Source organism: Marinobacter sp. UBA3604, from assembly GCF_002375325.1.
Taxonomy (GTDB): Bacteria; Pseudomonadota; Gammaproteobacteria; order Pseudomonadales; family Oleiphilaceae; genus Marinobacter; species Marinobacter salarius.
Genome location: NZ_DFMB01000038.1, coordinates 18,211 through 39,644, shown reverse-complemented (window position 1 = coordinate 39,644; position 21,434 = coordinate 18,211). Strand labels below are relative to the sequence as shown.

16 protein-coding genes and 1 pseudogene are annotated in these 21,434 nt (G+C 57.6%); 1 reads left to right on the top strand and 16 read right to left on the bottom strand.

The window, feature by feature from the left end; all coding sequences use genetic code 11:
* The first annotated feature begins 27 nt into the window (after window positions 1-27).
* The gene (locus B2590_RS11270) at window positions 28-1,101 is read left to right on the top strand and encodes a 3-deoxy-7-phosphoheptulonate synthase (RefSeq protein ID WP_036205509.1); all 1,074 of its coding nucleotides are present in this window, start codon (window positions 28-30) and stop codon (window positions 1,099-1,101) included.
* Window positions 1,102-1,103: 2 nt separating this feature from the next.
* Here B2590_RS11270 and cobA read toward each other — a convergent pair.
* The 16 genes and pseudogenes from cobA to B2590_RS11190 form a co-directional block, all read right to left on the bottom strand.
* Window positions 1,104-1,925: pseudogene (gene cobA, locus B2590_RS11265) on the bottom strand (uroporphyrinogen-III C-methyltransferase); the annotation flags it as partial.
* A 14-nt stretch (window positions 1,926-1,939) separates the two neighbouring features.
* Window positions 1,940-3,214 (bottom strand): serine--tRNA ligase, encoded by a 1,275-nt coding sequence (gene serS / locus B2590_RS11260; protein WP_041333307.1) that lies wholly within the window; start codon window positions 3,212-3,214, stop codon window positions 1,940-1,942.
* A gap of 90 nt (window positions 3,215-3,304) precedes the next feature.
* Complete coding sequence (locus B2590_RS11255; RefSeq protein WP_091643882.1) at window positions 3,305-4,648, bottom strand: replication-associated recombination protein A; 1,344 nt, start codon at window positions 4,646-4,648, stop codon at window positions 3,305-3,307.
* Entirely contained in the window at window positions 4,648-5,304 is a 657-nt protein-coding gene (lolA, locus tag B2590_RS11250) for an outer membrane lipoprotein chaperone LolA (RefSeq protein ID WP_036205504.1), read from the bottom strand. The genes B2590_RS11255 and lolA overlap by 1 nt, the downstream gene beginning before the upstream one ends.
* 12 nt (window positions 5,305-5,316) lie before the next feature.
* Entirely contained in the window at window positions 5,317-7,896 is a 2,580-nt protein-coding gene (locus B2590_RS11245) for a DNA translocase FtsK (RefSeq protein ID WP_085680550.1), read from the bottom strand.
* Window positions 7,897-7,902: 6 nt separating this feature from the next.
* The gene (locus B2590_RS11240) at window positions 7,903-9,144 is read right to left on the bottom strand and encodes an O-succinylhomoserine sulfhydrylase (RefSeq protein WP_286811176.1); all 1,242 of its coding nucleotides are present in this window, start codon (window positions 9,142-9,144) and stop codon (window positions 7,903-7,905) included.
* Between the two features lie 29 nt (window positions 9,145-9,173).
* Window positions 9,174-10,697, bottom strand: coding sequence for an amidophosphoribosyltransferase (gene purF, locus B2590_RS11235; protein ID WP_075195240.1), 1,524 nt, complete (start codon window positions 10,695-10,697; stop codon window positions 9,174-9,176).
* Between the two features lie 35 nt (window positions 10,698-10,732).
* Entirely contained in the window at window positions 10,733-11,302 is a 570-nt protein-coding gene (locus B2590_RS11230) for a CvpA family protein (protein ID WP_036205497.1), read from the bottom strand.
* A 95-nt stretch (window positions 11,303-11,397) separates the two neighbouring features.
* Window positions 11,398-12,060 (bottom strand): SPOR domain-containing protein, encoded by a 663-nt coding sequence (locus B2590_RS11225; RefSeq protein ID WP_286811174.1) that lies wholly within the window; start codon window positions 12,058-12,060, stop codon window positions 11,398-11,400.
* A gap of 112 nt (window positions 12,061-12,172) precedes the next feature.
* Complete coding sequence (gene folC, locus B2590_RS11220) at window positions 12,173-13,498, bottom strand: bifunctional tetrahydrofolate synthase/dihydrofolate synthase (protein ID WP_286811173.1); 1,326 nt, start codon at window positions 13,496-13,498, stop codon at window positions 12,173-12,175.
* The gene (gene accD / locus B2590_RS11215; protein ID WP_041333302.1) at window positions 13,482-14,408 is read right to left on the bottom strand and encodes an acetyl-CoA carboxylase, carboxyltransferase subunit beta; all 927 of its coding nucleotides are present in this window, start codon (window positions 14,406-14,408) and stop codon (window positions 13,482-13,484) included. The genes folC and accD overlap by 17 nt, the downstream gene beginning before the upstream one ends.
* A gap of 40 nt (window positions 14,409-14,448) precedes the next feature.
* Window positions 14,449-15,261, bottom strand: coding sequence for a tryptophan synthase subunit alpha (gene trpA / locus B2590_RS11210; RefSeq protein WP_036205493.1), 813 nt, complete (start codon window positions 15,259-15,261; stop codon window positions 14,449-14,451).
* A gap of 75 nt (window positions 15,262-15,336) precedes the next feature.
* Window positions 15,337-16,545: a tryptophan synthase subunit beta gene (trpB, locus tag B2590_RS11205; protein WP_197061310.1), complete on the bottom strand. Its 1,209-nt coding sequence runs from the start codon at window positions 16,543-16,545 to the stop codon at window positions 15,337-15,339.
* A complete protein-coding gene (locus tag B2590_RS11200) occupies window positions 16,538-17,167 on the bottom strand; it encodes a phosphoribosylanthranilate isomerase (RefSeq protein WP_041333298.1) in 630 nt (209 codons plus the stop codon). Before B2590_RS11200 ends, trpB begins: the two co-directional genes overlap by 8 nt.
* 7 nt (window positions 17,168-17,174) lie before the next feature.
* A complete protein-coding gene (gene truA / locus B2590_RS11195) occupies window positions 17,175-18,071 on the bottom strand; it encodes a tRNA pseudouridine(38-40) synthase TruA (RefSeq protein WP_041333295.1) in 897 nt (298 codons plus the stop codon).
* 107 nt (window positions 18,072-18,178) lie between these two features.
* Complete coding sequence (locus B2590_RS11190; protein WP_075195243.1) at window positions 18,179-21,340, bottom strand: FimV/HubP family polar landmark protein; 3,162 nt, start codon at window positions 21,338-21,340, stop codon at window positions 18,179-18,181.
* Window positions 21,341-21,434: the final 94 nt, after the last annotated feature.

Here is a 21,434-nt window from a genome sequence, read left to right as displayed (position 1 = left end):
GTTTTATGCGACGGGGATAACAACAGAATGTCGGGCACCAAACTAGAGAATCTGAATGTGGCGAGTCAGGAACCTTTGATTACCCCTGAAGCGCTCAAGCAGGAGATGCCGCTTTCCGGCAAGGCCGCGGAAACCGTGGAAAAAGGCCGCCAGGCCATCTATGACATCATGGACGGCAAGGACCATCGCCTGTTTGTGGTGGTGGGCCCCTGCTCCATTCATGATGTCGAAGCTGCCCGGGAATACGCCGCCAGGCTGAAGAAGCTGGCAGAAGAAGTCAGCGATACCCTGCTGATCGTCATGCGGGTGTATTTCGAGAAGCCTCGCACCACCGTTGGCTGGAAAGGGTTGATTAACGACCCCCACCTCAACGACACCTTCGACATTGAACAGGGCCTGCACATCGGCCGTCGCCTGCTCCTGGATATCTCCGAGTTGGGACTGCCCACGGCGACAGAAGCACTGGATCCTATCTCCCCGCAATACCTGCAGGATACAATCTCCTGGTCCGCTATTGGCGCGCGCACCACAGAATCTCAGACTCACCGGGAAATGAGCAGTGGCCTGTCCATGGCCATTGGCTTCAAGAACGGTACCGATGGCAGCCTGGACGTTGCGGTTAATGCCATGAAGTCGGTCTCCCACCCTCACAGCTTCCTGGGCATTGACCAGCAAGGCAAGGTCGCGGTCATCCGTACCCGGGGCAACAACTACGGTCACGTGGTTCTGCGTGGCGGCGGTGGCAAACCCAACTATGACTCAGTCAACGTTGCCCTGTGTGAGCAGGCACTGGAGAAATCCAAACTCCGTCAGTCGATCATGGTTGACTGCAGCCACGCCAATTCCAGTAAGGACCCGGCCATACAGCCTCTGGTATTGCAGGACATCACCCATCAGATCGTTGAGGGCAACCAGTCCATCCAGGGTTTGATGGTGGAAAGCAACCTGAATTGGGGCAATCAGTCGATTCCTGAAAACCTGGCCGATCTTAAATACGGTGTGTCCGTGACGGACGCCTGTATTGACTGGGAGACCACTGAAAAAGCCCTGCGTGACATGCGGGAGAAACTGAAGGACGTTCTGCCGAAGCGTCGGGGCTGATTTCAGCCCCCGATCCAGTCGAGCCTGCTTCTCAAGGTCACCACGTTGCCGATGATGACCAATGTGGGGGCAGGCACCGCATTCCTCTCCACCCTTTCCACGATGTTTGTCAGGTCCCCGGTCACAACCTGCTGGTGGGGCGTTGTCCCTCTTGAAACGAGCGCCACCGGCATCTCCGGAGACATACCGTGGGCAACCAGTTGCTGGCAGATAATCGGTAGCCCGACCAGGCCCATGTAGAACACCAGGGTCTGGTTGTTCTGGACGAAATCCTTCCAAGGCAGGTCGCAGGTGTCATTCTTCAGGTGGCCGGTGACAAACCGAACTGACTGGGCGTGGTCCCGGTGCGTAAGCGGAATGCCGGCGTAGGCGGCGCAACCGGAAGCAGCGGTAATACCGGGCACCACCTGGAAGCGCACACCGGCCGCCGCGAGGGTTTCAATCTCCTCGCCGCCACGGCCAAAAATAAAGGGATCACCACCCTTGAGCCGCACCACTTTGCGTCCCTTGCGGGCGAGTTCGACCAAGCGGCTGTTGATCTGATCCTGGGGCAAGGTGTGGTTAGCACGCTGCTTGCCCACATGAATACGCTCGGCGGATTCAGGAATAAGCGACAGGATTTCCGGCGACACCAGGCGGTCGTACAACACCACTTCCGCTGACTGGATCAGGCGCCACGCCTTCAATGTCAGTAACTCCGGATCACCGGGGCCGGCACCCACGAGTGCAACCTCCCCTTCGGAGCTATTCGGATTTTCCGTTACCGGATTCTTGTGGTACCGAACTGGTGCAGGCTTTGCACCAACGCCCTTCCATGGTGCATCGTCGAGTCTGTCACTCATTGTATTCTGTCTACGCCTCCCATATACGGTTTCAGGACCTCGGGAACCAGGATGCTGCCGTCTTCCTGTTGATAATTCTCCATCACCGCAATCAGTGCGCGGCCAACGGCAAGCCCGGATCCGTTCAAGGTATGAACGGGCTCCGGCTTATTGGTTTCCGGGTTACGCCAGCGTGCATGCATGCGCCGTGCCTGAAAATCCCTGGCGTTGGAACAGGAAGATATTTCGCGATATTTGTCCTGGCCCGGTAACCAGACTTCGATGTCATAAGTACGGGCGGCCGCAAAACCCATGTCGCCGCCACAGAGGTCAACCAACCGGTACGGTAGTTCGAGGAGCTGCAGTACCTTTTCGGCGTGCCCGGTCAGCGCCTCGAGCGCCGCTTCGGAGTCCTCCGGGCGAACGACCTGCACCAGCTCCACCTTGTCAAACTGGTGCTGGCGGATCATCCCGCGGGTATCACGGCCGTAAGAGCCGGCTTCACTACGGAAACAGGGAGTGTGGCAGACCAGCTTCAGGGGCAGTTCTGCTGCATCAAGAATGGTGTTGCTAACCAGGTTGGTGGCCGGAACCTCCGCCGTGGGAATCAGGTAAAGAGGCTTCTCCCCGTCCATGCGGAAAAGATCTTCCTCAAATTTGGGAAGCTGGCCCGTCCCAAAGAGCGTGTCTGCGTTGACCAGGTACGGCACGTAGGCTTCCGTATACGCATGCTCGTCGGTGTGGAGGTTGATCATGAACTGGGCAAGCGCCCGATGCAGGCGGGCAACCGGGCCGCGCATCACAGCAAAACGGGAATGAGCCAGACGAGTGGCGGTCTCGAAGTCCAGGCCACCAAGGGCTTCGCCCAGGGCAACGTGGTCCTTTGGTTCAAAATCAAAGTGTTTGGGGGTACCCCAGCGACGCACCTCAACGTTATCGTCTTCGCTTTCTCCGGCCGGCACGGTGTCGTCGGGCAGGTTCGGTATGCTGGCGAGGAAGTCGTTCAATTCCTCCTGTAACACCCGCAACTCGTCTTCCGCTTCTGACTTCTGTTTCTTCAGGTCTTCCACTTCGTCCAGTAATGGCTGGATGTCTTCACCGGCCGCCTTGGCCTTGCCAATGGATTTGGATCGGCGGTTCTGCTCGCCCTGCAGAGTTTCCGTTTTCACCTGGATCGCGCGACGGCGCTCCTCGAGCTGATCGAATGTGGCTTTGTCAAAGGTGTACCCCTTGATAGCAAGGCGACGGGCGATCTCTTCAGTCTGGGTGCGGACACGTTTGGGATCGAGCATGATTATCCTGTTTCTGTTGTTCACGATTGACTGGGCATTATACCTGCGCGGCCGGCTATGACCACAGCGGGCGAAAGCGGCTAGCGGATTTCAGCGTTGCGGGTAACGCTTGCGGTCGCTGTTGCGGTTCCAGTCGTCGAGCCGGTCACGCTTTTCGGCGAGTTTGATTTCCAGGCCCCGATGGACTGGCTCATAGTAACGGCGCTGGTGAATGGCCTCGGGGAGATAGGATTCTCCGGCGGCGAATGCTTCCGGCTCGTCATGGGCATAACGGTATTCGTCACCGTGCCCCATGGACTTCAACAGTTTGGTGGGGGCGTTGCGCAGGTGAACGGGGACCTCATAGTCCGGGTCATTGCGGATATCGGCCATACACTGGTTAAAGGCGGAATAGACCGCGTTACTCTTGGGCGAAAGGGCAAGATAGGTAACTGCCTGAGCGAGCGCCAGTTCGCCCTCAGGGGAACCCAGTCGCTCCTGGGCCTCCCAGGCGTCCATGGCAATCTGCAGCGCCCTCGGGTCGGCATTGCCTATGTCCTCGCTGGCAATTCGCGCCAGACGCCGGGCCACATACAACGGATCACAACCGCCATCCAGCATGCGACATAGCCAGTACAGGGAGCCATCGGGGTCGGAGCCCCGCACAGACTTGTGAAGTGCCGATATCTGGTCGTAGAAGACATCGCCGCCTTTATCGAACCGCCTCAAGCTGGTTTGCAGCACCTGTTCCAGATGATCGGAGGTAATTCTGGCGGCGCCGTCTTCATCAGGCTCTGCAAGATCCGTTGCCACTTCCAGAATATTCAGCGCACGCCTGCCATCGCCGCCCGATGCGGTTGCCATCAGCTCCAGGACGCTCTTTTCCACGGTGAATCGCCCTGCCAGCCCCTCTGGTGAAGACAGTGACCGCCCAAGCAGTTCCAGAATGTCGGTTTCTTCAAGGTTCTTCAGTACATAGACGCGGGTACGGGAGAGCAACGCACTGTTCAGTTCAAAGGAAGGGTTCTCGGTGGTGGCACCGACAAAGATGAAAGTACCGTCTTCAATGTGAGGAAGAAACGCGTCCTGCTGGCTTTTATTGAAACGGTGAACTTCATCGACAAACAGCAGGGTGTCGCGCCCTTCGCTGCGCTTGCGGTCTTTCGCCCGCTCAACAATGAGACGGATATCCTTTACACCGCTGAGAACGGCCGAAACGGTCTCAAAGCTGAGATCACTGAGGTTGGCCAGCAGGCGGGCGAAGGTGGTCTTACCGACACCCGGAGGGCCCCACAGGATCATGGAGTGGAGCTGTCCCTGCTCAACCGCCCTGCGGAGCGGCTTGCCCTCGCCCACCAGATGTGACTGGCCGACGTATTCATCAAGGCTCGCCGGGCGCATTCGCGCAGCCAGCGGGCGGAAACCCTGCTGTTCCGCGAACAGGCTATCCTGCATCAGGCCCCGTCCCGGATCACATCCACGCTGTCAGGGTAATTCAGGGTAAACGCATTGTCCTCCACCGGGGCGTTCAGGCGAATGTCCTCGAAACTGAGAACGCTGAGCTGCGCCAGTGAATCCTGCATGCGCATTTCCTGCAGCTCACCGTTATGGAAGGTCAGCCTCAGGGATACGAACAGGGAATCCTCGCTTCGCGGTTCCAGGGTGAACTCACGGATATTCTCCCCAGGAGAGCGGGAGGACACGCGATAGGTCTCATTGAGGTTATCAACCTCACCACTCAAAAGAAGCGCTGGTGTTGTCTGTACACGCTCGTCCAGGTTGTGGATGGTGACCTGTTCCAGATCCGGATCGTAGACTTCCACGGTTTCACCGTTGCTGACGACGAACTGTGAATGGGGTTTTCGGGTTTCCCAGTAAAACAACCCAGGACGCTTGGCCTTCAGGGAGCCACGGCTCTCCTGAACGCGATTGCCGTTTTCGTTAACCACGATCTGAATAAAATCAGACTGGAAGGATTCGTAATTCTTGAGCAGCGCAGACAGATCCGCTGCGGCCTTTGCACTGGTATCTTCCGCCATGGCCGGCGTGATCACCGATATCAGGGCCGAAAACGCGGTGACCAACCAAAGGGCTTTTGCTGAAACTCTCATGAATCGCTACTCCTAATCTCTCGGTGGCGGTGGTGCCAGAACTTCACGGGCGCCATTATGCCCGGCTGCGCTGACCACACCGGATGCTTCCATGGCGTCGACCAGGTTCGCGGCCCGGTTATAGCCGATCTTGAATTTACGTTGTACGGATGAAATTGACACCCGCCTGCCCTCAGTAACAAAGGCTACTGCCTCGTCGAACAGAGCATCCCCCTCACTGTCACCGCCGCCTTCACTCAGGTTAGGCACGCCAGGCAGGTTCTCGCCTTCGGCCCCGTTCAGTACATCGTCCACATAAACGGGCTCTCCACGAGCCTTCCAGGCACTGACAACCCGGTGGACTTCGTCATCGTCTACGAAGGCACCATGCACCCGTACCGGCAGTCCAGAGCCCGGGGGCAGGTAGAGCATGTCACCATGCCCCAACAACTGTTCCGCCCCACCCTGGTCCAGTACCGTGCGGGAATCGATCTTGGACGATACCTGGAAGGACATCCGCGTCGGAATGTTGGCCTTGATCAGGCCCGTGATAACGTCCACAGACGGCCGTTGTGTAGCCAGGATCAGATGAATGCCGGCGGCACGGGCTTTCTGGGCGATCCGCGCAATGAGCTCCTCGACCTTCTTCCCAACGATCATCATCATGTCAGCAAATTCGTCGATGACCACCACGATGAACGGAAGGGTTTCCAGTTCCGGGCGTTCCTGCTCGTCATCCGCCAGGTACTCATCCGGCTTCCACGTTGGGTCCAGCAGTGGCTCACCCGCGGCGGCTGCATCCTTAACCTTGCGGTTGTAGCCGGCCAGGTTGCGTACACCCAGGCTCGCCAACAGCCGATACCGGCGCTCCATTTCCGCTACACACCAACGCAGCGCGTTGGCCGCGTCTTTCATATCGGTGACCACCGGCGCCAACAGATGCGGAATACCATCATAGATGCTCAATTCAAGCATCTTGGGGTCGACCATGATGAAACGAACTTCTTCGGGAGTGGCTTTCAACAGCATGCTCAGTATCATGGCGTTGACGCCCACCGACTTGCCGGAACCGGTTGTGCCGGCCACCAGCAGATGCGGCATCTTCGCCAGATTGGCCACCATCGGGTTACCGCCGATGTCGTTACCCAACGCCAGGGTCAAGGCAGACGATGAGTCCTGGAACACCCGGGCGTTCAACACCTCACTGAGCCGGACCATTTCCCGCTCTTCGTTCGGTATCTCGATACCCACCACGGACTTGCCCGGAATCACCTCAACCACGCGAACACTAAGGACCGCCAAGGAACGGGCAAGATCCTTCGCCAGGTTGGAAATCTTGCTGACCTTGACGCCTGGCGCGGGTTTAATCTCAAACCGGGTAATAACCGGCCCGGGGTTAACCTCGACCACTTCCACGGAAACGCCGAAATCCGCGAGTTTTTCTTCCAGCAACCGCGACATGTGTTGAAGCGACTCCTCGGAATAACCCCTTTCCTTGTGCTCCTCCGGTGGGTCCAGCAGGGTTATGGGCGGAATGGTGCTTTCAATATCTTCCAGCAACGACGCCTGTTTGCTCTTGGCGCCATTGGTGCTGCCGGCGGACTGATCATCCCGCTTGAACGGGGATATCTTCAGGGATTTCCCGGGCGGCTTGGAATTCCCCTTTGGCGACGGTTTGGCCACCGGTGTCGTGTCATCCTGGGAGCTGAAGCTTTCCAGCCGAGCGGGTTCGGCATCATCAACTGGCAGTACGCCTTCCAGGCCCGGTTCTTTTCGCTCTGGGCGTGATGCAGGTGCCTTGACCTTTTCAGCACGCGGACCCAGGCCCAACAGGCGCCGCCACCAGGAGTTGCCTGCCGCCGGGGTTTTCTGGGTTGCCACCCTGTCCCGCACCGTGGGCGGCTCCGCTGGTTTCTTCGCGGGTTCGGGTGCAGCCGGGGCTTTTGCTGCCGGTTTGGGCTTTTCCTTGTCGGAAGAGGAGAAAAGGTTTTTGATGGCATTACCGATACGGAGCGTCAGATTGCCAACCTGATCCATCAGCCAGAACCAGGACATCCCCGTACTGACCGTCAGTGCAAACAGGAAAATCGCAATGAGCAGCAGCGTCGTGGCCGGCAGGTTGAAGAAGCGCACCATGGCCTCAGACACCGCGGAGCCCAGCACACCGCCCGACGTTACCCCAAGACCGAACACAGAATAGAGCGACAGTAGGCTTGTCGCCGACAGCAAGATCAACAGGAAACCGCCAAAACGTAGCAGAAACAGCGGCATGTGCATGTCGATAGGATCATTCCGGCGGCGAATCAACATCAACGCATAGCCGGCGATCATTACGGGAAACAGAAAGGCGACATGGCCGAAAAAGTCACGTAGTAGACTGGCCAACCAGGCGCCCGTTCGGCCTGCGTAATTCTGCACACTGGTGTCGTGGCCAATGCTGGCCCAACCAGGATCCGAAGGGCTGAAGGTAACCAGCGCCATTCCCAGATAAATGCACAGTGCGATCAGGGCGATCACCGCTCCTTCCCTGGCTCCCTGGGCCAGGAAGCGACGGAACCGCTCCTGTTTTTCGGTCAACTCACCGGATTTTTTCGCTTTTACGCTCTCAGCCATGAATGCTCAGACAGTTCCCTGACGGTAATTTTCAAGAGCCTCAAACCCGCGTTGCAGATCGGTTTTGAGGTCCTCAACAGCTTCGATACCCACCGAGATCCGTACCAGATTTTCGGTAATACCCGCCTGAACCTTGTCTTCCGGAGACAGGCGACCGTGCGTGGTTGTGGCCGGATGGGTAATCGTGGTTTTGACGTCACCAAGATTGGCGGTAATGGAGATCATTCGCGTCGCATCGATGAACGCCCAGGCCTCTTCCCGGCCACCTTTCACGGTAAAGGAAAGGACTCCACCAAACCCGCTTTGCTGACGCTTCGCCAATTCATGCTGTGGATGATCGGGCAAACCGGCATAGAATACATGATCCACCGCGCCCTGCTCTTCAAGCCATGTCGCCAACTCTAACGCATTGTCACAATGGGCGCGCATACGGATTGGTAAGGTTTCCAGACCCTTGAGGAAAACCCACGCGTTGAATGGGCTCAGGGTGGGACCGGCAGAACGAAGGAAGCCGTAGACCTCCTCCATCAGTGTGTTGGGACCAATAACGACACCACCGACACATCGGCCCTGGCCATCCAGATACTTGGTGGCAGAGTGAATGATAACATCGGCGCCATGCTCAAATGGGCGCTGCAGCACGGGTGTACAGAAACAGTTGTCCACGACGAACAAGGCGTCATTCGCCCGGGCCAACCCGGACAGTGCCTCCATGTCGGCGACTTCGCACAACGGGTTCGTTGGCGTTTCGATGAACAGCATCCGGGTTTCAGGGCGCACCGCAGCCTGCCATTGCGACATATCCGTCAGGCCCACAAAGGTGGTGTCCACACCGAACTTCGCCAGGTACTTCTGAAAAAGCACATTGGTGGTGCCAAACACGCCCCGCGAGCAAATCACGTGATCACCCGCTTTCAGCAGCGCCATGCAGGTCGCCAGGATGGCCGCCATGCCGGACGACGTCGCTACAGCACGCTCACCGCCTTCCATCGCCGCAATACGGGATTCAAACGCCTGTACCGTGGGATTGGTAAAACGGGAATAGATATTGCCCGGCTCCTCACCACCAAACCGGGCCGCTGCCTGTGCGGCACTGCCATAAACGAAGCTCGACGTTGGGAAAATTGCGTCGCTATGCTCCAGTTGGCCGGTGCGAATCTGACCGGCACGGACCGCGAGAGTGTCCACCGACATGCCCTCAAGATCCGACTCGGGGATCAGAACATGTTCTTCGCGGCGATAGGTCATGACAAACTCCTGTTTATGGCCATGCTGGGTCAGTCTTCGTCGTTATACAGATCAATAATGCCGTTGTCGGAGGAATCTCCGGCGCTGGCCTGGGACATGTTCTCGTCATTGCGGGCCGCCTCCAGTTTATTGAGATAGGCTGCGTCCACATCACCGGTAACGTAATTGCCGGTAAAGACGGAACACTCCCACCCCTCGATCTCCGGATTAACGTCATTCACACAGGTAATGAGATCATCCAGATCCTGGTACAGCAACCAGTCCGCGCCGATGAGCTCGCCAATCTCCTGAACACTTCGGTCGTGGGCGATCAACTCGTTCACCGACGGCATATCAATGCCGTAGACATTGGGGTAACGAACCGGGGGCGCTGCTGACGCGAAGTAAACCTTACGGGCACCGGCATCTCTGGCCATCTGCACGATTTCCTTGCAGGTGGTTCCCCGCACAATGGAATCGTCCACCAGCATGACGTTCTTGCCCCGGAACTCGAGATCGATCGGGTTCAGCTTCTGGCGCACGGACTTCTTCCGCATCTTCTGGCCCGGCATGATAAAGGTACGGCCGATATAGCGATTCTTGATAAAGCCTTCACGGAACTTCACCCCCAGCCGATGCGCCATCTGCATCGCAGAGGTGCGACTGGTATCCGGTATCGGCATCACCACATCGATATCATGGTCCGGACGCTCCCGCAGCACCTTCTCCGCCAGAGTTTCCCCCATCCGCAGCCGCGCCTTGTAGACCGATACCTTGTCGATAATGGAATCTGGCCGCGCAAAATACACGTGCTCGAATATACAGGGGTAAAGGTGGGCTTCCTCAGCGCACTGCTGGGTATAAAGCGTGCCATCGGTTTCAATGTACACCGCCTCACCCGGCGCGATGTCCCGCACCAGTTTGAAGCCCGCGGCACTCAGCGCCACGCTCTCGGAGGCAATCATGTACTCCTCACCCTCTTCGGTCTTGCGCACGCCATAACAGGCCGGGCGAATGCCGTTGGGGTCTCGGAAACCGACGATGCCATATCCGGTGATCATGGCTATGACCGCATAGGCGCCGCGGCAGCGTTTGTGCACGGCCCGAACAGCCGCAAAAATTTCTTCCTTGGTCGGGTCGAGTTTGCCCAGTTTCTGAAGCTCATGGGCAAACACGTTCAACAGGACTTCGGAATCAGAGTTGGTGTTGATGTGGCGGAGATCGGTGCGAAACAGATCACGGCTAAGGTCGTCGGCGTTGGTCAGGTTGCCGTTATGGGCCAGGGTAATGCCGTAGGGGCTGTTGACGTAAAACGGCTGCGCTTCCGCCGAGCTTGAACTGCCCGCCGTGGGATACCGAACATGGCCGATACCAACATTACCCACCAGGCGGCGCATGTGACGGGTACGAAATACATCCCGCACCAGGCCGTTGTCCTTGCGCAGGTAAAAACGCTCATCCTGAAAGGTAACAATTCCCGCCGCATCCTGGCCCCGGTGTTGTAATACGGTCAGCGCATCGTAAAGCGTCTGATTCACGTTGGAAGTACTGACTATGCCGACAATGCCACACATGGATACGGTAATCTCCGAAGCGTTAATACTGAATGTTAGCGGGACGCGGAAGCGGGTTCCACGTTATCTTCCTGCTGAGAACCGGAGGGGTTATCCATTTCCCCGCCTGCCGGCCCGAGAAAGCGGGCAAATTCGTCTCCGAGGGTTCTTCTTGACCAATCTTCCACCACGGCCAGACGGTCTATCATGATGGACGTACGCCACCAGGTGTCCTGTGCCAGCGGCGTATAGCGGGTAAGTGCAATCCCGACAATCACCACCACAACGCCCCGTAACAGGCCGAATCCCATACCGAGCACTCTGTCAGTGGCGGAAAGCCCGGTCGCCCTGACCAGATGGCCGATCATGTTATTGATTATGGCACCAACAATAAGGGTACCAAAGAACAGGATCGCGAAGGCAGCGACAAGCCGCACAAGCGGCGTTTCAACGGTGCTCTCGAGGAGAGATTGCATCTGGGGATGGAATGTCCGGGCAAGGATAAACGCCCCCACCCACGTGATCAGCGAGAGCGCCTCTTTCACAAAGCCACGCTTCAGGCTGATTAGGGTGGAAACAGTTATCAGGGCAATGATGACCCAGTCGATCCAGATCAGCGCATCCATGGAAAACCCGGTGAAAATAAGGAAGCGCGAATTCTATCAGGAAACGTCACCCGACCAAACCGCCCTGTGCGCATAAGTGACCGGAGAAGCCCGGGTTATTTGTCGCCGGAGGTCACCAGGCCGTTGAGACCAAAGGCTTTGTCGAGCGCCTGTTTTGCTCTTTCAGCTTCCGCCTTTTCCGCGAAAGGACCACTAAAGACACGGGTCAGCTCGGTGTCACCGCGTGTCACCTGCTGCAGGTGGGAGTTGTAACCCTTGTCACGAACCTTGTCACGCAACCGCCTGGCGTTATCACCACTGCCAAAACTGCCCAACTGGACAACCCACGCGCCTTCCAGCGAGCGGGTATACTCCGCTGAATCCGTCTCAGTGGCCGGATCAGCGGAGCCGGTGGTGGCGGATGACGACGGCTCTTCAGATGGCGCTGGCTCTGGAGGATTCTGAGGTTCTTCGACGGCATTGGCGACAGGTTGAGGCTCTGTACCCGCCATGTCAGCATCGGGTGTTGGTTGGTCGTTTGACGGCTGGGGGGTCGAGTCCGGCTCGCCAGCCGCATCGCTTTCCTCAAGCCGGTACGCCGGGGCATCGGAAAGTTCTGGCTCGGGTGCATCCACTTCGGGGAACGGCGGCTCTTCCGGGATCTTGATTGTGGTGGATTCGCGCTCGGAATGTGGTTCATCGAACATCATCGGCACAAAGATTACGGCAAGTGACACCAGCACGAGAGCCCCGATGATTCTTTGTTTCAGTCCGTCCACGTTAGGTTGTCCCCTGTTTGTTCCTGCCCCGCCATCATTGACGACTTTCTGTGCCCGATACTAACCGCCCAATGCTGAGAACTCAAAGCTTCGACGACGGAATGAAGGATATTTAAGGCGCCGTTCTCCCCAGGGACATCCTGGCCTGCGCTACCGTGTAGAAGGAGCCGAATATCACCACCATATCCTCCGGACCGGCGCCACCCAGAGCTTCCTCCACCGCCGCTGAGACCGAGACGGAAACTGTGGCTGCAGGCAGCCGAAGCAGACCACCTATTCGGTCAACCAGCTCAGGACCGGACAACCCACGATGAACGTCCAGACCAGCCAGGTGCCACTCGTCGACTACCGGAGCCATTGCGCCCGCTACCCCTTCCACATCCTTGTCTTCGAGGGCGGCGTAGACAGCAATAACACGACCGGCCCCGGGCTCCCGCCGCCCGATTCGAGCCGCCAACCAGTTGGCGGCGTGGGGATTGTGGCCGACATCAACCACCACCCGAGGTTGCTGCTGCAAGACTTCATAGCGACCCGGCAACGTCAGCCGGGCGATAACCTGCTCAATGGCACTGGGCGCCAATTCCGGCGCCAACTGTCTGACAGCAACGACTGCTGCGGCCAGACTGTGGACGGGAAGCCCGTTGTCTGGAAGCAATACCCGGTCGCCGTAGCGAGGCTGCTCCAGCCAAAGACTGCCAGCTGGTGCTATGCCTGGGTCGCACGGCACCAATTGATACGTCTCTCCAGGCCTTTCCAGCTGGACCTTCTGGGCGGCCGCCTGCTGCAATACCGACTCAGGTGGATCGATATCGGCGTAGACAGCGGGTATGCCGGGGCGAAGGATGCCCGCTTTCTCAAAACCGATGACCTCACGGTTGTCTCCGAGAAAGGCAACGTGATCGATATCAACGGAGGTAATAATGGCCAGATCCGGATCCAGAACGTTGACCGCATCCAGGCGCCCGCCCAGCCCAACTTCAAGAACCCAGTCCTCGACACCCGCTTCCAGGAACAGTACAAAAGCAGCGAGGGTTCCAAACTCGAAATACGTTAGCGTGGTATCACGGCGAGCTTCCTCTACCCGGGGAAACGCACGGACCAACTGGTCATCGCTAACATCCGCCCCGTTGATCCTTACCCGCTCGTTATAGTTCTGGAGGTGGGGAGAGGTATAGGCCCCGGTGGACCGCCCCGATGCCATTAACAGCTTCTCAAGTGCCGCTACCGCACTGCCTTTTCCATTGGTACCTGCGATGGTGATGATTCGCCCGGCCGGATTGCGGCGAAACAGGCGTCGCAACACCAGCAGCACGCGGTCGAGGCCAAGGTCGATTTCAGAAGGGTGGATCGATTCGAGGTAACCAAGCCACTGGTCAAGCGTGGCTTTATCGCCCGGGACAGCATTGCCCCGGGCGACAGGGCTATTCTGCGGGGGCATCGGTTTCCGGTCGCTCCGACACTTCGAACTCGATGGGCGCTTCCGTGGCCGGCTTATCCAGATCGGTAAACTTGGCCAACAAGGCAGCAATGCGCTCACGCATCTGATGCCGATGAAGAATCATGTCGATGGCGCCATGCTCCAGCAGGAACTCGCTGCGCTGGAAACCTTCGGGCAGCTTTTCACGAACAGTTTGCTCGATAACACGAGGACCGGCGAAACCGATCAGCGCATAAGGTTCCGCAATGTTCAGATCGCCCAGCATGGCAAGACTTGCGGAAACGCCACCGAATACCGGGTCGGTCATGACCGAGATATAGGGAATGCCCTCCTGCTTCATGCGCTCAAGCACGGCGGCCGTCTTGGACATCTGCATCAGCGACAGGATTGCCTCCTGCATCCGTGCGCCACCGCTGGCAGAGAAACACACCAATGGAATCCGCTCTTCCAGGCACACATTGGCCGCCTGAACGAACTTTTCACCCACGACCTGCCCCATGGAGCCGCCAAGGAAGTTGAATTCAAAGGCCACCGCAACCAGCGGAATATCCAGGCAGGAGCCACGCATGGCAACCAAGGCATCTTTCTCGCCAGTGGCTTTCTGGTTCTGGCTCAGGCGATCCTTGTAACGCTTGCTGTCCTTGAACTTCAGGCGGTCCCAAGGTTCCAGATCAGCCGCGATCTCCTGGCGGCCGTCGGCGTCCAGGAAAACATCCAGACGACGGCGGGCAGTTATCCTCAGGTGATGCTGGCACTTGGGGCACACGTCCAGATTCTTATCCAGCTCCGGCTTGTACAAAAACGCCCCGCACTTGGGACATTTCTTCCACAGACCTTCAGGAACACCGGTCCGTTGTTTGGATTCCGAGCGGATCTTGCTCGGCATGATCTTGTCCAGCCAGTTACTCATGATCTCATCCTGTCCTTTGATGCCTGCGGGAACCCGACTGTCACGAAGCCAGGCTGTCCAGTGCTTCTCGCATCGGGTGGAGCAGATCCGACAATGCCCGTTTGAGCTGATCAGGATCCGCCTGATTTCGGGCTATTGTATCGACCAGTACACTGCCGACAATTACACCATCGGATACCCGACCGACCGCTGCCGCTGTTGCAGCGTCACGAATACCAAATCCAACACCCACCGGAAGCGCAGTCAGTTCGTGAATATGGGACACCTTCGAGGCCACTTCATCCACATCGATCTTACCGGCGCCCGTAACACCCTTGAATGAAACATAGTACACATAGCCCGAACTGTGCTCACTGATTGCACGAATTCGGTCGTCCGTCGTGGTTGGTGCCAACAGAAAAATCGCATCAAGGTTCCGGGCCGTGAACAATGGCGCCACTTCGTCCGCCTCTTCCGGCGGCAAATCCACCGTCAGGATACCGTCAACCCCGGCATCAACAGCCGCGTCAGCGAATTTCTCCTGACCCATGGCCTCCATCGGGTTGAGGTAACCCATCAGCACGACCGGTGTGGCATTGTCTTTCTCACGGAACGTTTTCACCATTCCCAGCACCTGACGCAATGACGTCCCGTGCACCAACGCTCTCTCACACGCCTGTTGAATCACCGGGCCGTCCGCCATTGGGTCGGAGAACGGTACGCCCAGTTCGATGATATCAGCACCCGCCGACACCAAAGTGTGCATCAGGTCAACGGTCAGATCCGGATGTGGATCGCCAGCGGTAATGTACGGAATCAGCGCCTTGCGACCCTGCCCTTTCAGGGCTTTCAGCACCCCTTCGATTCGACTCATGCCTGCTCCTGTGATTATTCCTGCACTGCAGTCCGTACCAGCCCGGCGACCTGCCGTCAGATACCGGGCAACTGCTTAAACTTCTATGCCATCCAGTTGAGCGATGGTGTGTATGTCCTTGTCACCGCGACCGGAGACGTTGATCACCACCATCTGGTCCTTATCCATCGTAGCGGCCAGCTTGATAGCGTAGGCCACCGCATGGGCGGTCTCAAGCGCGGGCATAATACCCTCCACCCGTGTCAGCTTCCGGAAGCCATCCAGAGCTTCATCATCGGTCACCGACACGTAGTGGGCCCGGCCAATGTCCTTGAGCCAGCTGTGCTCAGGCCCGACGCCCGGGTAATCAAGGCCGGCACTGACCGAATGGGTGCCCGCGATCTGGCCATTCTCGTCTTCCATCAGGTACGTCCGGTTACCGTGAAGCACACCCGGACGTCCCGCGCTCAGCGGCGCCGCATGTTTTCCGGTCTCAATACCCAGGCCACCGGCTTCCACACCGTACATCTCCACACTCTCGTCGGTCAGGAACGGATAGAACATGCCGATGGCGTTGGAACCACCACCGACACAGGCCACCAGCGCATCCGGCAGTTTACCCGCCTGGGCCAGGGACTGTTCGCGGGTTTCTCGCCCGATGACTGACTGGAAATCACGCACCAGCAGTGGATAAGGGTGAGGCCCGGCAACCGTACCAATGATGTAGAAGGTGTCGTCAACGTTCGCCACCCAGTCACGCATCGCGTCGTTCATGGCGTCCTTGAGTGTGCGCGTTCCGCTCTGAACGGAGTGAACCTCAGCGCCAAGCAGTTTCATCCGGTAAACGTTCAGGGACTGTCGCTTTACATCCTCGGCGCCCATGAACACGTGGCACTCAAGGCCCAGGCGCGCGCACACGGTCGCTGTAGCAACGCCATGCTGCCCGGCACCCGTTTCCGCAATGACCCGTTTTTTACCCAGGAAACTCGCGAGCAGTGCCTGACCGATGGTGTTATTTACCTTGTGCGCGCCCGTGTGGTTAAGATCTTCACGCTTCAGCCAGATTTGCGCACCACCGGTTTCCCGGCTCAGTCTTTCAGCAAAGTACAGCGGACTGGGCCGGCCAACATAATGCGCCAGATCCCGATCAAACTCCGCCTGAAACTCCGGATCGTCCTTTAGTCTTTTGTACTCACGCTCCAGGGTCATCAGCGAATCAAACAGGGTTTCGGAGACAAATCTTCCGCCGTAAGCACCAAAGTGACCCCGTGCATCCGGAAGCGCCTTGAGCATTTCTTCAGTCAGTTTCATCGACACGGTGAACCTCGTTTATAAAATCAGTGATCTTTTCGTCGTCTTTGATGCCTTTGCTGCTTTCCACACCACCACTGACATCGACGGCCCAGGGGCGCACCTGCGCAACAGCGCGGAATACATTATCAGAAGCCAGGCCGCCGGCCAATATGAGAGGCAATGGGCGCGTGGACGGTATCAATGACCAGTTAAAGGACTGTCCGGTACCGCCGTATTTCTTCGGGTCCCATGCATCCACCAGCAGGCCGCTGGCGTTACGGTAATGCTCAAAGGCATGTTCGATATCATCAGTTTCGCGCACCCGCACGGCTTTGATCCAGCGAACACCGAAACTGTTGCAAAATTCCGGAGATTCATCGCCATGAAACTGGAGAAGCCCCAGCGGCACCTGTGACAGCACCTCCCGGACGTATGACGCTTCGGGGTTAACAAACAGCCCCGTTGCCGCTACAAAGGGAGGAACCGCATCCACCAGCTCCCTGGCGGCATCAGGTGTCACATACCTTGGGCTGGGCTCGTAGAATACAAAGCCCAGGGCATCCGCTCCGGCGTTGGCAGCGGCAATAACGTCCTGCTTTCGGGTGATACCACAGATCTTGACCCGGGTTCTCATAAGCCGTCTATCGCTGTTTTCGATGTATGTGAGTCGGGCTGCGTGGTCGATTTTCATCAGCCTCAAACCAGGGTGCGACGAACGCTGGCCCGCACTGAGCTGCCGGGATAGAGAACCCTTCCGGATACCCTACATCTACCAGATACAGTCCATGGGGCGGTGCTGTTACGCCTGCAACAGTCCGATCTCTGGCCTCAAGTATCTCACGAATCCAGGCCGGCCGCCGCTTCCCTGTACCCACCGACATCAGTGCACCGGCGATATTGCGAACCATATGATGCAGGAACGCATTTGCCTGCACATCTATTACGACGAAGTTCCCTTTTCGGGTTACCTCGATGGCTTCAAGAAACCGAGTGGGTGACCTCGACTGGCAGCCAGCCGCACGAAATGAGGAGAAGTCGTGCTCACCGCAAAGAAACTGGGCAGCCTGATGCATCAGCGCTGCATCCAGGGGGCGAAACGTCCAGCTAACCTGGCCATGAAGGATGCCCGGCCTTACCGCATGGTTATAGATCACATAACGGTATCGGCGATACGTCGCGGAAAAACGGGCGTGGAAGTCATCCACCCCATTACCGGCCCAATGAACCGCAATATCCTGCGGCAATGAAGTGTTGATTCCCATAACCCAGGACCGGGGATTACGCACCGAGGGCGTCTCGAAATGGGCAATCTGGTAACTGGCGTGCACGCCCGCATCTGTGCGGCCCGCGCATACGAGTTCAACAGGATGGTCAGCAACCTTTGAAACTGCCTGGATCAGTTCTCCCTGAACCGACCGCACGCCTGATTTCTGATATTGCCAGCCGTGGAAGCCCCGGCCATCGTACTCAAAGGCAAGCGCGACCCGCCCCGCCCCGATGGCGCCGTCAGTGGTCAGTGGTTGTGGCGTAACAAACAATGAAGTGTCCGGATTGGCAAGCTGATAATAAAAAACAAAACGCCGGCTTTAATCCGGGACGGGCCCGGTAACCGGCGTTTCGCATTCGCTGTACTGATTATATCGAATCAGGACAGATTTTTAAGGAGATCCTGCGCTTCCGCTTTCTGCTCCTCATTTCCTTCCAGAGCCACTTCCTCAAGGATATCCCTGGCTCCATCGACGTCGCCCATTTCCACGTAGGCTCTGGCAAGGTCAAGCTTGGTTGACGCTTCGTCGGTGCCTGTCAGGAAATCGAAGTCATCGTCGTCGCCAAGATCGGCTTCTTCGATGTCATCCGCGCTGGACGCAGCCTTTGAGGATGCGGGATCAGATGCCACGGGAGGCTCACCTGACTCTTCCTCCCCGGACTCGGCAGCCGCGAGATCATCATCGCTGAGTTCTGGAAGATCTTCTTCCACTTCCTCGACGCCTGCAACGGTCTCTTCCGGATCTGCGGGCTCCTCACCCGTCAGGGTATCCTCAAGGCCGAGCTCTTCATCCAGAGGAGTAGAATCCTCCTCCTGCTGATCGTTATTCGCATCTGTACCGGCGGAATCGCCGGAATCGGCAAACTCTTCCATAAGCGCAAGGTCCTCGTCGGAAACGTCAAGCTCAAGGTCGTCAAGTTCGCTTTGTTCGTCGTCGGAAGACGTCTCATCTTCGCCGGCAACTTTATCCAGCTCAGCATCCAGTTCGTCCAGGAAGGATTCGTCCAGGGAATCCAGATCGCTTTCTTCCAGGTCGCCTTCTTCCAGGCTGTCAACTTCCGGCTCTTGACCTTCAGAGTCGTCAGCGCTGGCTGTTTCCAGATCGTCCTCATCAAGTTCCAGTGAGTCGAATTCATCCGAGTCGTCCGTTGTTTCGCTGGATTCCTGTTCATCCTCCGCGAAATCGAGGCTCAGATCATCGTCTTCCTCGGATGTTTTCGGCTCCTCGGCTGAATCGTCCTCCAGTGAAAAGTCGAAGGCGTCGTCAGCCAGATCATCGGATTTTTCTGTGGTCGCCTCTTCTTTACCACTCGAGGTATCGATACCAGAGAGGTCATACTCGATCAGATCATCCGGGCCCGGTTCCTTTTCGGATTCCTCGGCGTAGGTGTCGTCAGTTTCGTCCAGATCGGAAAAATCCGTCTCCAGGCTACCAAACTCATCTTCAGCCTCATCTTCCGATGTGCTGTCCAAAGCCGGCTCATCAAATACGGTATCCTCGTCACGTGAGCTGGTGTCGAAAGAATCCGATCTCAGCTGAGATTCCAGATCGTCAATGCTAGGCATTGACTCAGCCTCTTCGAGGCGAGCGCGCATTTCGTGAGCTTCGGCGATAGCCTGTTCGTCGTCCAGGGTCTCAACCTCACCGAGCTGCTTCTCAAAGGATTGTCTGTCCTGGGTATCCGCGTACACCCCAAGCAGTTTCAAGCGCAGATCTGTACGACTGGGTTCACGGGAAATTGCGGTTTCCAGAGACTGTGCCGCCTGATCCATGCGCCCATACGCAATGTAGGCGTCGGCTTCCGCCAGAGGGTCACTCTCCGGTGCATCCGCACCGTCTTCGTCATCCAGGGTGAGATCGAAGGTATCGGTCTCCGCGTCGGTTTCACTATTCAGCTGGTCGTAAAACGCTTTTTCACGATTGGCATTGCGACGCGCCAGCAACAGCAGAAGCAACAACAGAACAACCAGACCACCGCCAAGCGCTATCTGATACATCGGGTTGTTGGTAATCGCGCTGATGATGTTATCCGGAAAGCCCTTGTCAGACTCCGCCGGTGATGTTGACACCTCGCTGGCAGGCTGCTCGGATGCCGGTGATGCTACATCGGCTTCCTGCTGACCGGCCTCTTCCTCAGGCGCGGTACCGGCATCCATCTCATCGGACGCAACGTCGGCCTCTGGCATATCGGCATCATCACCCATCGCCGGTGCGTCAGCACCTTCTTCGGCGCCCGCTGCGGTGGTTTCATCCATGTCGGTTGCCGCAGGATCAGCCGCATCTTCGTCGGTGGCCATACCGTCCGCGGCATCCATGTCTTCTGCGGCCATATCAGTAGCGTCGCCATCGGGGGGCGTTTCCATCTCCTCTTCAGCGACTTGCTCAGACAATGTCTCCGCCTGAGGTGCATCTGCGGGTTGGCCGCTGTCACCTTGAGCCTGCTGCATTTCGGCAAGCTGTGTATTTTTCAGTTCCAGCAGACGCTGAAGGGTTTCCACCTGATTTTGAAGATCATCAACCCGACCACCCAGCTCTTCATTTTCTCGCCGGGCGCTTTCGAGCTCTTCCATGACGACGGCGGAGCCGGCGTCTACACCACCGGCGGTATCACCGTCACCGCCGGCAGAACCGCCCTCTTCGGCATCACGAGTGCTGCTGTCTTCACTTGCAAGCAATCGAAGCTCATCACCGCCAGTCTGTTCACCACCCGCTTGCCCTGAAGCAACTTCGGTATCCGTGGCATCCACCGTGCGCTGCGGCGTCGAGAACGCTTCGTTCTGTGCGGCCACCTGTCGATTAGCCTCGGTACGGGAACGACTGCGAATCTGTTCCATATCCGGCACCCGCAGCACTTCACCACGCTTGAGCCGGTTGATATTGCCCGCAATAAACGCGTCAGGGTTCAGGTCCTGGAGCGCAAGCATGACCTGTTGCATGGACACACTGCTGTCGGGGCGAACACTCTCAGCAATATTCCAGAGGGTATCGGAAGGCCCGGTGGGCCCGAGAGTCCTCGCACGCTGAGTGGTTGTGCGCCGGGGCTCCTGGGATGTCGATCTGGCCTGCTGTTGACGGGCTGGCTCGGAAACCTGGCGAGTGGTTGGAGCGGCAACCTCTTCCCGCACACCGGACTCCTCCGCATAAACCGGGGGGTCAACCAGAACCGCGTATTCCCGCATCAGCCGCCCATTGGGCCAGGTCACTTCAAGCAGGAAATTGAGGTAGGGTTCCCGTAATGGCTCACGGGACGACACGTTCACCACCAGACTGCCATCGCTGGCTGTGGTGACGCGGAAATCAAGTTTGGTAAGGAAATAGTTCCGGTCGATACCAACCCGTTCATAGGCCGAATCGGGAGCGATGTTTACAAATACATCACCAGGGTCGACGCCCTCGCTTTTACGCAGACTGATATCCGCGTCCAGAGGCTCATTCAGATAGGACTGTAATTCAATCTCACCCAGACCCAGGGCCTGTGCGACGCCAGAACCAAGCCCTCCCGCCAGAGCCAGAGCAACCGCAAGCTTGCGTACCTTCATGCTTTTTCCTTACCAGTCTCCGTTATTCGTTACTGTTTTCACAAACAGAATCGGACGAGGTTGGATGACTTCCGTCTTGATTACTATCGTTATT